The sequence below is a fragment of the Citrobacter braakii genome, assembly GCF_009648935.1.
Taxonomy (GTDB): Bacteria; Pseudomonadota; Gammaproteobacteria; order Enterobacterales; family Enterobacteriaceae; genus Citrobacter; species Citrobacter braakii.
The window spans coordinates 534,155-547,785 of sequence record NZ_CP045771.1 but is presented as its reverse complement, the minus strand read 5'-3'; the positions used below and the strand labels follow the sequence as shown (position 1 = coordinate 547,785).

The following is a 13,631-nucleotide window of genomic DNA, read 5'->3' as shown; positions in this document are numbered from 1 at the left end:
TGCTCAGCCAGCCATTGTTTGCCGGCGCTGCTGGCTCAGTTTGCGGTACTGCTGCGGCGACATGCCGACAAACTTGCTGAAGGTGTCATAAAAACGGCTGCTGGATCGGAATCCGGCGGTCAACGCGACGTCAAGAATGGTTTTATCGGTATCGCTAAGCAATGCACGGACGTGATTGATCCGCATTGCGGTAATGTACTGCTTCATGGTGAGTTGCATCACGCGCTGGAAAATCCCCATCGCGTAGTTGGCGTTGAGCTTCACGTGTTCCGCGACGTCGTTGATAGTGAGCACCTGATCGTAGTTATCGGCAATAAAACTCAGCATCTGGCTTACGTAAAACTGGGCGTGCCGCGAAACGCTGTTTTTGTGCGTCCGCGAAGTTTTATTGACCAGGATTGGCTGCCAGCCGGAAAGGCTAAACCGCTTGAGCATCAGACCAATTTCATCAATGGCGAGCTGGCGAATTTGCTCGTTCGGGTTGCTCAGCTCCTGTTGCCAGCGCTGAACTTCAAAGGTGCTTAGCTGCTGCGATGCCAGCGATTTGATGACCATGCCATGGGTAACGTGGTTGATCAGTTCGCGATCCAGCGGCCAGGAAAGGAAAAGGTGCATCGGTAAATTGAAGATAGCCATGCTTTGGCAGCGGCCCGGACGCGTGAGCTGATGCGGCGTACAGGCCCAGAAAAGCGTAATGTGTCCCTGTTTTATCTGCACCACTTCGTTGTTGATAAGGTACTCAACGTCGCCATCAAACGGCACATTAATCTCCACCTGCCCATGCCAGTGGCTGGCAGGCATAGCATGCGGTGAGCGCAGCTCAATATCCATCCGTTGATATTCTGAGTACAGCGACAATGGGCTGCGGGTTTGCTCTTCATCGCTGCTGCACATGTGCGGATCGGGGGGAAGAGGCGATGTCGGTAATGTACTCATGGCTGCTCCATTTCCTGAATTATCAGAATCATGTCATTTGCTGCGCATTAAGGCTGAGAATCAGGACACAAATCGGACCGATATCATTGAGCATAGTGAGATTTTGGGGCCGCATACTCTGCTTTTCGTGCAATTTTGTCCCATAAACTCAGATCCAGTATGGGGCAAAGAGGCGATCTGAGTTTATGGGAATGCTCGCCAGGGAAGTCGGAAGTTTTCATCAATGCGCTGTGCCACCATGACTGTGTTCACTAATGTTCTGGAGAGTCATGATGTCTGCACCCAAAATTACCTTTATCGGCGCCGGTTCCACGATTTTCGTCAAAAATATCCTCGGGGACGTCTTTCATCGCGATGCGCTGAAATCTGCGCATATCGCCTTGATGGACGTCAATCCTACTCGGCTGGAAGAGTCACACATTGTGGTGCGTAAGTTGATGGACTCAGCGGGCGCGTCCGGGCGTATCACCTGCTATACCGATCAAAAAGCGGCATTGCAGGATGCTGATTTTGTGGTGGTCGCTTTCCAGATTGGTGGCTATGAACCTTGTACCGTTACCGATTTTGCGGTGTGTAAACGTCATGGTCTGGAGCAGACGATTGCCGATACGTTGGGGCCTGGCGGCATTATGCGCGCGCTGCGCACTATCCCGCATTTATGGCAGATTTGTGAGGATATGACCGAAGTCTGCCCGCAGGCCACCATGCTTAACTACGTTAACCCGATGGCGATGAACACCTGGGCAATGTATGCGCGCTATCCGCATATTAAGCAGGTTGGATTGTGTCACTCGGTGCAAGGGACAGCGGAGGAGCTGGCCCGCGATTTGAACATCGACCCGGCCTCTTTGCGCTATCGCTGCGCCGGGATCAACCATATGGCGTTTTATCTGGAACTTGAGCGTAAAACGGCTGACGGTGCTTATGTAAATCTCTATCCGGAGCTGCTGGCGGCCTATGAATCTGGTCAGGCGCCGAAACCGAATCTTCACGGTAATACCCGTTGTCAGAACATTGTGCGCTATGAAATGTTCAAAAAGCTGGGCTATTTCGTCACTGAGTCGTCGGAGCATTTCGCGGAATATACGCCGTGGTTTATCAAACCAGGGCGTGAGGATCTGATTGAGCGCTATAAGGTTCCACTGGATGAGTATCCAAAACGCTGTGTGGAACAGCTGGCGAACTGGAACAAAGAGCTGGAAGAGTACAAAACGGCGGCGCGGATCGAGATTAAACCGTCACGTGAATATGCCAGCACTATCATGAACGCTATCTGGACCGGTGAACCGAGCGTGGTGTATGGCAACGTTCGCAATGACCATCTGATCGATAACCTGCCGCAAGGCTGTTGCGTGGAGGTGGCTTGCCTGGTCGATGCGAATGGTATCCAGCCAACGAAGGTGGGTACTCTCCCGTCACATTTGGCGGCCATGATGCAAACCAATATCAATGTTCAGACCCTGCTAACGGAAGCCATTCTGACGGAAAATCGCGATCGCGTTTATCACGCGGCGATGATGGATCCGCATACCGCTGCGGTATTGGGAATTGAGGAGATTTATGCGCTGGTGGACGACCTGATCGCGTCTCATGGCGACTGGCTGCCGGCCTGGTTACACCGTTAACACACCATTACGCCGGGCAGAGCATCCGGCGTTTAACCTCTGACGTTTCCTCTAACAGAAGGCGGGCGCTGGTAACGGCGACCCGATACCCTATGAGCATCTCTCTGAAAACAAAACTCAGTTACGGATTTGGAGCGTTTGGTAAGGATTTCGCCATCGGTATTGTGTACATGTACCTGATGTATTACTACACCGACGTGGTGGGATTATCGGTGGGGCTGGTCGGAACGTTGTTCCTGGCGGCAAGGGTCTGGGATGCGGTAAACGATCCCATCATGGGCTGGATTGTGAACGCCACCCGGTCGCGGTGGGGAAAATTTAAACCCTGGATCTTACTCGGTACGCTGGCGAACTCATTGGTGCTGTTTTTGCTTTTTAGCGCACATTTGTTTGAGGGCACTGCGCAAGTCGTATTTGTCTGCGTGACGTATATATTATGGGGAATGACCTACACCATTATGGATATTCCATTCTGGTCGCTGGTGCCAACTATTACGCTGGATAAACGCGAGCGTGAACAACTGGTGCCGTTCCCTCGTTTCTTCGCAAGCCTTGCTGGGTTTGTCACCGCGGGGGTGACGTTGCCCTTTGTTAGCTATGTAGGCGGGGCCGATCGTGGCTTTGGTTTCCAGATGTTTACGCTGGTGCTGATTGCATTCTTTATCGTTTCTACCGTTGTTACGCTGCGTAATGTGCATGAGGTTTATTCGTCAGATAGCGAGGCAACGACGGACAGCAGTCGTCTTGGGCTGAAAGCGATCGTTGGGCTCATCTATAAAAACGACCAGTTATCCTGCCTGCTAGGCATGGCGCTGGCTTACAATATTGCCGCCAATATCATTGCTGGCTTTGCCATTTACTATTTTACTTATGTGATTGGCGATGCAAGCCTCTTCCCGTACTACATGTCTTACGCAGGAGCGGCAAACCTGCTGACGCTGATTTTCTTTCCTCGATTGGTAAAAGCGTTGTCACGACGGATCTTGTGGGCTGGGGCATCCGTGCTGCCGGTGCTCAGCTGTATCGTGCTGCTGGTGATGGCGTTAGCCGGTTTCCATAATATCTTACTCATTGTTATTGCTGGTATTTTACTGAATATTGGTTCAGCGCTTTTCTGGGTGTTGCAGGTCATTATGGTGGCGGATACCGTTGATTACGGTGAATACAAACTGAATGTACGTTGTGAAAGTATCGCTTATTCAGTGCAGACGATGGTGGTAAAAGGAGGGTCAGCGTTTGCCGCTTTCTTTATCGCAGTGATACTTGGGGTGATTAATTACGCGCCGAATGTCGCGCAGTCTGCAGAAACCATTGTTGGTATGCAATTCATTATGATCGCGCTACCAGCACTCTTTTTTGTGGTGACCTTAGTCCTTTACTTCCGCTTTTACCGACTGAACGGCGACACGCTGCGCAGGGTCCAGATTCATTTGTTGGATAAGTACCGTAAGGTGCCGCAGCAGCATGAGCAACCGGATATCCCGGCTATTGCGATAGTCACCCCAGGTGATGTGAAGGCGTAGCTATGGAATGGCATTCGTGGATTGGGTATTTGGCGGCTAGCCTGACGACGCTCTCATTCTTACCGCAAGCGATTAAGGTCATTACCACCCGCAACACGCAGGGTATCTCCGGTTTAATGTATGTAATGTTTGTGTGTGGGCTGGTGTTGTGGCTGATTTATGGATTATTGATTGAAGATACTGCCGTCAGCATGGCGAACTTTCTGACACTCCTGTTCGCCTTGCCGATTCTGGTTATCAAGTCTCGCAATGGGTAGAGCAGATTGCCGGATAAGCATCAGCGCTATCCGGCAGTTTTTAACTGTCTGTTGTGCCAGCCCGCCAGCACGAGCACCGTGGTGAGCGCACCGAGCAGGGCGCAGAACATATCCGACTGGGTATCCCACGGGTCGCCCTGCGTCCCGAGAAAATCATCCGCTCCCTGACCCATCGCCAGCGCTGCCCACCATTCGATCAGCTCATACATCGCGCTAATCGCCAGCGCCACGCAGCAGACCAAAAATGCCAGCATTTTGCGGCCACGAACAATATTACCGCGCACTAAAATCTCTCTTGCCGTCAGGGCGGGCACCAGACCCTGGAAGAAGTGACCCAGCTTGTCATAGGGGTTACGACTGAGATCCAGCCACTCCTGAACCTGAAAACCGACAGGGACTTTAGCGTAGGTATACATACCGCCGACCATCAGAATGATGGCGTGCAAGAAAATGAGCGTGTAGAGCAATGGCGTCAGCGGGTAGCGCTTCACGGTCGCCAGCAACAGTGGGACGACAATAATGACCGGCGTAACTTCCATCAGCCAGGTGATTTTCTCCGTGGCAGAGATACCGGTGTAGATAAGTATTAGCGCCAGGAGCAGCGCGCCAGAGTGCAAGATTGTGGAGTTCAGTGTGCGGAGCATGGCGAATTCACAAGTAATGGAAAAGGTTACTATTCCCTGTGAGCGGCAAAAATTCAACGCCAGTAAATGGGGGGATAAAGTTGGCCCGGGGGGATCACTGGACTGACGCCAAAAATCTGTTGTCAGTCCAGTGCCGGGCCGAATGGGTTACTTCGCGCAGTTAGCGCATTGTTTGCTGACGATTTGCTGGAAGAAATCGTTGCCTTTGTCATCGACCAGAATGAAAGCCGGGAAATCTTCGACTTCGATTTTCCAGATAGCTTCCATACCCAGCTCAGGGTATTCCACGCATTCCAGATGTTTAATACTCTGCTGCGCAAGTACCGCTGCCGGGCCACCAATGCTACCTAAATAGAAGCCGCCGTGTTTATGGCAGGCGTCTGTCACCTGCTGGCTACGGTTACCTTTTGCCAGCATGATCATGCTGCCACCGTGAGACTGTAGCAGGTCAACATAGGAGTCCATACGACCCGCAGTGGTTGGCCCTAAAGAGCCGGACGGATAACCCGCAGGTGTTTTGGCCGGGCCCGCGTAGTAGATAGGGTGATCTTTCACGTACTGCGGCAGACCTTCGCCGGATTCAATACGTTCTTTTAGCTTCGCGTGGGCAATATCGCGACCGACAATGATGGTGCCGCTCAGCGACAGACGGGTAGAAACCGGATACTGAGAGAGCTGAGCGAGGATCTCTTTCATTGGGCGGTTAAGGTCAACTTTAACCACTTCACCTTCGCCTGCCTGGCGCAGCGACTCCGGAATGTACTGGGCTGGGTTATGTTCCAGTTTTTCGATCCAGATCCCTTCGCGGTTAATCTTGGCCTTGATGTTACGGTCTGCGGAGCAAGACACACCCATACCAACCGGGCAGGATGCGCCGTGGCGAGGCAGGCGGATCACGCGGATATCGTGCGCGAAGTATTTCCCGCCAAACTGGGCGCCGAGGCCGAGTTTCTGCGCTTCTTCCAGTAGTTCCTGTTCCAGTTGCAGATCGCGGAACGCCTGGCCGTGCGCATTACCTTCAGTCGGCAGTGCGTCATAGTAGTGTGTGCTGGCCAGCTTCACCGTTTTCAGGGTGCTTTCCGCTGACGTGCCGCCAATGACGAATGCAATGTGGTACGGCGGGCATGCTGCGGTACCCAGCGTGCGCATTTTCTCAACCAGGAAGTTTTTCAGTTTGCCGGGCGTCAGCAGCGCTTTGGTTTCCTGATACAGATAGGTTTTGTTCGCTGAACCGCCGCCTTTGGCCACGCACAGGAATTTGTATTCGTCACCGTCCACGCTGTACAGGTCGATTTGTGCGGGCAGGTTGGTGCCGGTATTCACTTCTTTGTACATATCCAGCGCCGCGTTTTGCGAGTAGCGCAGGTTATCTTCAATATAGGTATTAAATACGCCCTTGGAGAGTGCCGCTTCGTCGCCGCCACCGGTCCAGACGCGCTGACCTTTTTTACCCATGATAATTGCCGTACCGGTGTCCTGGCAGGTTGGCAATACGCCTTTAGCCGCGATTTCGGAGTTTCTCAGGAACTGCAGCGCTACGTATTTATCGTTTTCGCTGGCTTCGGGATCATGGAGAATTGAGGCGACTTGCTGTTGGTGTTCAGGGCGGAGCATGAAGGAGGCATCGTGGAAGGCTTGTTGGGCCAGTAGCGTAAGTGCTTCAGGGGCTACTTTCAGGATTGTTTCGCCTTCAAACTCGCCGACGCTGACGTGATCGGAGGTCAGCAGGTAGTACTCAGTTTTGTCTTCCCCCAGTGGGAAAGCCGCCTGATAAGTGAATTCAACTTTTGACATTTGCTTCCAGCCTTTTCATTTTTCTCAGGAATTTTAAAATTCTCTGTGTCTTGACGGTGGCGTGCCGTTCCAAAGCGGACGGCACGCGCACTGTAATTACAGGAAACCGTACATTGCAGCGAAGATCCAACCAAAGACACAGGATACGCTCACGCCGATCAACCCAGGTAGAATGAAGCTGTGGTTGATAACGAAACGGCCAATGTGGGTGGTGCCGGAACGGTCAAACTGAATAGCCGCCAGATCGCTCGGGTAAGTCGGCAGAATGTAGTAACCGTAACATGCCGGAGCGGAAGCAACGATGTACGCTGGATCAACCCCAATTGCCAGTGCGACCGGAACAATCGCCGCCAGCGCCGCAGCCTGGGAGTTTACAAATTTGGAAACCAACAGCAGAACAATTGCATAGGCCCACGGATACTCTTTCACCATATTGCCCAGCACACCTTCGATTTCCGTCATGTGCGCGCCGAACATTGTTTCGGCCATCCAGGCAATACCGTACACCGCCACAATCGCGATCATACCGGAACGGAAGACTTCGTTTTTAGATATTGAAGCGGGATTGGTCTTCGTCAGGATAATAATCAGCGCACCGGTCAGCAGCATGAACATCTGGATAACCAGTACCATTGACAGCGGTTTGCCGCTGAAGGTAGGGCGCAGCTCAGAGAACGCGCCGAGCACGGCAACAACGGCGATAGCGGCAAGGAAGATCCACATGGCCAGCCAGTTGCTTTTCGGCAGCTTTTTGTCTAACAGTGTGGCGGTATCGCCATAAACGTAGTTGTGGTTTTCAGGAACGGAAATAAACTTCTGGAACTCTTCATCTTTATCCAGATCTTTACCGCGGAACCAACTGAAGATACCGATCGCCAGGATACCCAACAGGGTAGACGGGATAGTGATGCTAAGCAGGTCGAGGAATTCAAGATGCTTGCCTTCAAACGTTACGTTACCCAGCATTGCGACCAGTGATACAACGGCCACGGACACCGGGCTGGCGATAATCCCCATCTGCGCACCGATAGAACTCGCCGCCATCGGACGTTCCGGGCGAATATTGTTCTTAATGGCAACGTCATAAATGATTGGCAGGATGGTGTATACCACGTGGCCTGTACCGCAGAGAATCGTCAGGGTGCAGGTAACGAAGGGGGCGACGATGGAAACGTATTTTGGGTTACGGCGCAGCAGCTTTTCAGCGATTTGCAGCATAACGTCAAGGCCGCCGGAGGCTTGCAAGGTTGCCGATGCGGCCACCACGGCAATAATAACCAGCATTACATCTACAGGTGGTTTACCCGGCTGGAGATGGAAAACGAAAACCAGAATGACCAGGCCGATACCGCCTAATAAACCCAGCGCGATACCGCCCTTTCTGGCACCATAAAACAAACATATTAATATTATAAGAAGTTGTATACTAAATAACATTTTATTTACCCTCGCGAAAAAACCAGTCAATTTTTTGAAAAATGGATCTGTGCCACATTCTTTTTTGCCGGAATAGGCATCAAAAAATGGTCAGTATTCGATATGTCCGTATTTGCGATTAATGTTCAAATGTCTTGCTAGAATGTTTTTTTAACGTTATGGCGATATTTAGCTTTTTTCTGTGGCTTTGATCAGAGGAGAGAATCCTCAGGCGATGGGAAGCAGAGCTGGACATGGAGAGCTGCGGTTGACGCTGTAATTTATCTGTTTTGCGTTTTCCGCTATTACGTGAACCACCGACAGAATGGGTGAGTAGGTTATTTGTGTGATCACGCTCACGCCATTTCATAATGTGATGAGGTTGGCGTGCGGATACTTTTATTTGCTCACAAAAATGTACGGTGTCCATGGTACGTAGCATGGTCTCCATTGCTACCAGTCTAGATTTTGTATGTCTGGTTAATTTCAGACTAATCCTTTATGGGTAAAAATACACACTCTGCGAGCTAGATAATACTTAATTAACTTTTGTTAGCGATTTTGAAATTAAAAACAGTGTGACGTTAATCAATATTAAAATAATACATTTAACATGCTGGATACAAATATATTTGATCTAACGCAAATTTATAATTCTGCAGCATGATTCAGAAAAGAAGGGATTTTTCATTATTTTAATAATTGTTACTTTCAAATAACAAATAATCCCAAATTGTTTTTATTGGCAATATTGTTTTAGTAATGAGTAATGTTCAGCCTGAACGCGGTAACGATAAACCGGTCTACCGGTTACGCCATAATGGATGCTGGTAAATAGGATGTGACAATTGACGAGCCAGATAAGATATTTACGGCAAGAAACGCGCGAGATATTGACCTCGTTGGCCAGTTCATCGGTGGAGAATTCCTGATCCTGATGCTCATCAATCCACTGGCACAGCGTGCGTAACGTTTGTGGCGTTAATCCTTTAGGTAAGCGCCGCGCTTCCTGTTCATTGGAGGAGCTGCCGTGAATCAACTGGTCAAGCTCAGACTGTTCATAGTACTGATGCTTTTCCATCTCGGTTTTCTTCTGTAGCCAGCCGGTCAGCGCCTCTTCAAAACGGGACGCCTGGAACGGTTTGATCAGGTAGTCAACGACACCATAGTGGAGAGAGTCTTTGATGGTGGTCGCGTCAGCGGCGGAAGAGATGACAATGACATCACACTTGCAACCTTCGCTGTGCAATACAGGCAACAGATCCAGACCGTTTTCTTTTTGCATATAAATATCAAGCAAAATCAAATCGATATGATTACCGCTATGAAAGATTATCTCTTTTGCTTTCTCCAGCGTGGAGGCTGTGCCGCAGCAATGAAAACCGGAGAGTTGCGCGACATAACGGCGGTTTAATTCCGCTACCATTGCATCGTCATCGACAATTAAGACATTGATCATCTGCTGGCCCTCTCACCATTCCACGGTAACTGTACAAAAAATTGGGTGAAGATCCCAGGTTCAGACTCGACGGAAATATTGCCGCCAACGTTTTCAACCTGTTGTTTAACAAGCGCTAAACCAACGCCCCGTTCGGTTCCTTTTGACGAAACGCCCTTCTCAAAGATGTGCTCAATATGTTCGGGGGCAATCCCCGGACCATCGTCATTCACTTCGCAATGCAACCAGCCGTGTCGATAATGCAAGGATACGCTGATCTCGCCACCAGGTTCTTGACCTAGCGCCTCCAGGGCGTTTTCAATTAAATTCCCCAGAACGGTAATCAGCACAGCCACCTGATCTTCGTTGCTGTTTTCCGGCAACTGGCTTTCATTGCTGATCACCAGGCTATGGCCTAAATCAGATGTGCGATTAATCTTACTGAGTAAAAATCCTGCGATCACCGGGGATTTTATTTTTCCTAATAGTGAGCCAATCTCTTCCTGATAACTGTTCGCGGTCTTCAGGATGTAATTTTCAAGCTGCTTATAACTTTTCAGATGCAATAATCCCAGAATCACGTGCAATTTATTCATGAATTCGTGGGATCGTTCACGAAGTGCGTCGGCATAGTTGACCATGCCGTCCAGTCGTTGCATTAATTTTCGGACTTCAGTCTTATCTCTGAATGTTGAAATGGCCCCGATGATTTTACCGTTGCTGAGTACCGGAACCGTGTTAATTAAGAGTAGCCGATCCTTCACCATGATCTCTTCATCGCGACGCGGCGTTCCGTCATGCAGTACCTGTGAAAAATCGACCACTTTTGACCATGCGTGGTTGAGCGTGGAGAGCTGGGCATCGTCTTGCGATTTGTGGTAATCCAGCAATTCTTGTGCTGCCTGGTTTATCAGCGTCACTTCACCGCACTCGTCAACGGCAATGACGCCTTCCTTTATAGAGTGCAGCATCGCCTGGCGTTGTTCGAACAGATTGGAGATTTCATAAGGCTCCAGACCAAACAGAATACGCTTGAGGACTTTGACAAATACCCATGTGCCGAGCAGCCCAACCAGCACGCCAAATAAGATGGACCAAAAGATGCTGCCACGGCTGTTATTGATCTGCTCAGTCACCCTGCTTAGCTCAAGGCCGATCGACACGACGCCTATCTGCCGGTGATGCTCGTTATAAATAGGGGTAAATACGCGTAGGGCTTGCGCCAGAAATCCGCGATTAATGGCGACATTCTCTTTCCCTTGCAGGGCCAGCAAAATGTCATCGCCTTTAAACGGCTGACCGATTCGCTGCGCTTCGGGATGGGAGTAACGAATGCTTTGCATATCGGTGACGACGATGAACAAAAAATCGTTGCTCTTATTCACCGCCTGGGCAATCGCCTGAATACCGCTTTCCTCGGGCTTTTTCATTAGCCCCTGGCGGATCTCCGGGGAGTTTGCCAGCGTTCGTGCGACCGCAAGCGCTTTACCCGCTAATGCATCGCGCGTCATGTTGCTGATTTGCGAGAAATAAATCAGATGAACGACAAGCAGCACGGAGAAGAGTACCGCACTGACCATGAGGATCACGGTAGTGCCGAGCTTCATTGGGCGTTTGCGTATAGCAGTACGTTGCAGAGAGTGTCTCATCACGGTCCTGGAATCACGGTTTGTATGGGTATTATCGCCTGATGGGATGCGTAATTCAAAGGTGGTAGGGATGATGGGGCATGGGCTGCCTGGGCTTTTCTTCTATATATAGCGTAGAGCGAGTCTCTTTTTATATAGAGATTTCCTTATCTGCTTTCACTTCTTTCAGGGAGGCTGACCACTATTTTGCTTACGATTGTGGATAACTCTGTGTGTAAATGGGTATAAGGCGGGGTTTTGCTGTGGAATGCAGCGGTCAGTCATTTTTCTGCAATTTAAGGGTTGCGGGCCGCAGGAAACTCCCTATAATGCGCCTCCATCGACACGGCGGATGTGAATCACTTCACACAAACAGCCGGTTCGGTTGAAGAGAAAAACCTGAAAATGAGGGTTGACTCTGAAAGAGGAAAGCGTAATATACGCCACCTCGCGACAGAGCGCTAAAGCGCGTCGCAACTGCTCTTTAACAATTTATCAGACAATCTGTGTGGGCACTCGAAGATACGGATTCTTAACGTCGCAAGACGAAAAATGAATACCAAGTCTCTGAGTGAACACGTAATTCATTACGAAGTTTAATTCACGAGCATCAAACTTAAATTGAAGAGTTTGATCATGGCTCAGATTGAACGCTGGCGGCAGGCCTAACACATGCAAGTCGAACGGTAGCACAGAGGAGCTTGCTCCTTGGGTGACGAGTGGCGGACGGGTGAGTAATGTCTGGGAAACTGCCCGATGGAGGGGGATAACTACTGGAAACGGTAGCTAATACCGCATAACGTCGCAAGACCAAAGAGGGGGACCTTCGGGCCTCTTGCCATCGGATGTGCCCAGATGGGATTAGCTAGTAGGTGGGGTAACGGCTCACCTAGGCGACGATCCCTAGCTGGTCTGAGAGGATGACCAGCCACACTGGAACTGAGACACGGTCCAGACTCCTACGGGAGGCAGCAGTGGGGAATATTGCACAATGGGCGCAAGCCTGATGCAGCCATGCCGCGTGTATGAAGAAGGCCTTCGGGTTGTAAAGTACTTTCAGCGAGGAGGAAGGTGTTGTGGTTAATAACCGCAGCAATTGACGTTACTCGCAGAAGAAGCACCGGCTAACTCCGTGCCAGCAGCCGCGGTAATACGGAGGGTGCAAGCGTTAATCGGAATTACTGGGCGTAAAGCGCACGCAGGCGGTCTGTCAAGTCGGATGTGAAATCCCCGGGCTCAACCTGGGAACTGCATCCGAAACTGGCAGGCTAGAGTCTTGTAGAGGGGGGTAGAATTCCAGGTGTAGCGGTGAAATGCGTAGAGATCTGGAGGAATACCGGTGGCGAAGGCGGCCCCCTGGACAAAGACTGACGCTCAGGTGCGAAAGCGTGGGGAGCAAACAGGATTAGATACCCTGGTAGTCCACGCCGTAAACGATGTCGACTTGGAGGTTGTGCCCTTGAGGCGTGGCTTCCGGAGCTAACGCGTTAAGTCGACCGCCTGGGGAGTACGGCCGCAAGGTTAAAACTCAAATGAATTGACGGGGGCCCGCACAAGCGGTGGAGCATGTGGTTTAATTCGATGCAACGCGAAGAACCTTACCTACTCTTGACATCCAGAGAACTTAGCAGAGATGCTTTGGTGCCTTCGGGAACTCTGAGACAGGTGCTGCATGGCTGTCGTCAGCTCGTGTTGTGAAATGTTGGGTTAAGTCCCGCAACGAGCGCAACCCTTATCCTTTGTTGCCAGCGATTCGGTCGGGAACTCAAAGGAGACTGCCAGTGATAAACTGGAGGAAGGTGGGGATGACGTCAAGTCATCATGGCCCTTACGAGTAGGGCTACACACGTGCTACAATGGCATATACAAAGAGAAGCGACCTCGCGAGAGCAAGCGGACCTCATAAAGTATGTCGTAGTCCGGATTGGAGTCTGCAACTCGACTCCATGAAGTCGGAATCGCTAGTAATCGTGGATCAGAATGCCACGGTGAATACGTTCCCGGGCCTTGTACACACCGCCCGTCACACCATGGGAGTGGGTTGCAAAAGAAGTAGGTAGCTTAACCTTCGGGAGGGCGCTTACCACTTTGTGATTCATGACTGGGGTGAAGTCGTAACAAGGTAACCGTAGGGGAACCTGCGGTTGGATCACCTCCTTACCTTAAAGAAACGTTCTTTGTAGTGCTCACACAGATTGTCTGATGAATGATGAACTTCTGAATGTACTTTCGAGTGCATTAAGAAGTTTTGCTCTTTAAAAATCTGGATCAAGCTGAAAATTGAAACGACACACTGTTTCATTTCTCCGTAATAAGAAATGAAAAGCGGTGTGTTCGAGTCTCTCAAATTTTCGCAACACTGAAGTGTTT

The 13,631-nt window shown here is 50.4% G+C and carries 10 protein-coding genes and 1 rRNA gene; 4 read left to right on the top strand and 7 right to left on the bottom strand.

Going from position 1 to position 13,631, the window contains the following annotated elements; all coding sequences use genetic code 11:
• Window positions 1–3: 3 nt before the first annotated feature.
• Complete coding sequence (melR, locus tag GFC06_RS02505; RefSeq protein WP_047499581.1) at window positions 4–936, bottom strand: transcriptional regulator MelR; 933 nt, start codon at window positions 934–936, stop codon at window positions 4–6.
• Between the two features lie 269 nt (window positions 937–1,205).
• Here melR and melA point away from each other — a divergent pair, with 269 nt between their 5' ends.
• From melA to GFC06_RS02490, 3 genes are all read left to right on the top strand, one after another.
• On the top strand, window positions 1,206–2,561 hold the full coding sequence (gene melA, locus GFC06_RS02500; RefSeq protein ID WP_049259806.1) for an alpha-galactosidase: 1,356 nt from the start codon (window positions 1,206–1,208) through the stop codon (window positions 2,559–2,561).
• Window positions 2,562–2,653: 92 nt separating this feature from the next.
• On the top strand, window positions 2,654–4,084 hold the full coding sequence (gene melB, locus GFC06_RS02495; RefSeq protein ID WP_047416009.1) for a melibiose:sodium transporter MelB: 1,431 nt from the start codon (window positions 2,654–2,656) through the stop codon (window positions 4,082–4,084).
• 2 nt (window positions 4,085–4,086) lie between these two features.
• Window positions 4,087–4,341 (top strand): SemiSWEET transporter, encoded by a 255-nt coding sequence (locus GFC06_RS02490; protein ID WP_016155416.1) that lies wholly within the window; start codon window positions 4,087–4,089, stop codon window positions 4,339–4,341.
• A gap of 26 nt (window positions 4,342–4,367) precedes the next feature.
• Here GFC06_RS02490 and GFC06_RS02485 read toward each other — a convergent pair whose 3' ends face one another.
• The 6 genes from GFC06_RS02485 to GFC06_RS02460 all read right to left on the bottom strand — a co-directional run bounded on the left by GFC06_RS02485 (window position 4,368) and on the right by GFC06_RS02460 (window position 11,282).
• Window positions 4,368–4,985 (bottom strand): DUF2238 domain-containing protein, encoded by a 618-nt coding sequence (locus tag GFC06_RS02485; RefSeq protein ID WP_019077832.1) that lies wholly within the window; start codon window positions 4,983–4,985, stop codon window positions 4,368–4,370.
• A 147-nt stretch (window positions 4,986–5,132) separates the two neighbouring features.
• Window positions 5,133–6,779, bottom strand: a complete 1,647-nt coding sequence (fumA, locus tag GFC06_RS02480) for a class I fumarate hydratase FumA (protein ID WP_016155418.1) — start codon at window positions 6,777–6,779, stop codon at window positions 5,133–5,135.
• Between the two features lie 96 nt (window positions 6,780–6,875).
• Entirely contained in the window at window positions 6,876–8,216 is a 1,341-nt protein-coding gene (gene dcuB, locus GFC06_RS02475) for an anaerobic C4-dicarboxylate transporter DcuB (protein ID WP_003031873.1), read from the bottom strand.
• A gap of 118 nt (window positions 8,217–8,334) precedes the next feature.
• The gene (locus GFC06_RS02470; protein ID WP_131341598.1) at window positions 8,335–8,637 is read right to left on the bottom strand and encodes a hypothetical protein; all 303 of its coding nucleotides are present in this window, start codon (window positions 8,635–8,637) and stop codon (window positions 8,335–8,337) included.
• Window positions 8,638–8,934: 297 nt separating this feature from the next.
• On the bottom strand, window positions 8,935–9,654 hold the full coding sequence (dcuR, locus tag GFC06_RS02465; protein WP_016155419.1) for a two-component system response regulator DcuR: 720 nt from the start codon (window positions 9,652–9,654) through the stop codon (window positions 8,935–8,937).
• Window positions 9,651–11,282, bottom strand: coding sequence for a sensor histidine kinase (locus tag GFC06_RS02460; protein ID WP_141876122.1), 1,632 nt, complete (start codon window positions 11,280–11,282; stop codon window positions 9,651–9,653). The genes dcuR and GFC06_RS02460 overlap by 4 nt, the downstream gene beginning before the upstream one ends.
• Before the next feature lie 597 nt (window positions 11,283–11,879).
• Between GFC06_RS02460 and GFC06_RS02455 the strand changes: the two genes are divergently transcribed.
• Window positions 11,880–13,421, top strand: a 16S ribosomal RNA gene (locus GFC06_RS02455).
• Window positions 13,422–13,631 lie beyond the last annotated feature (210 nt).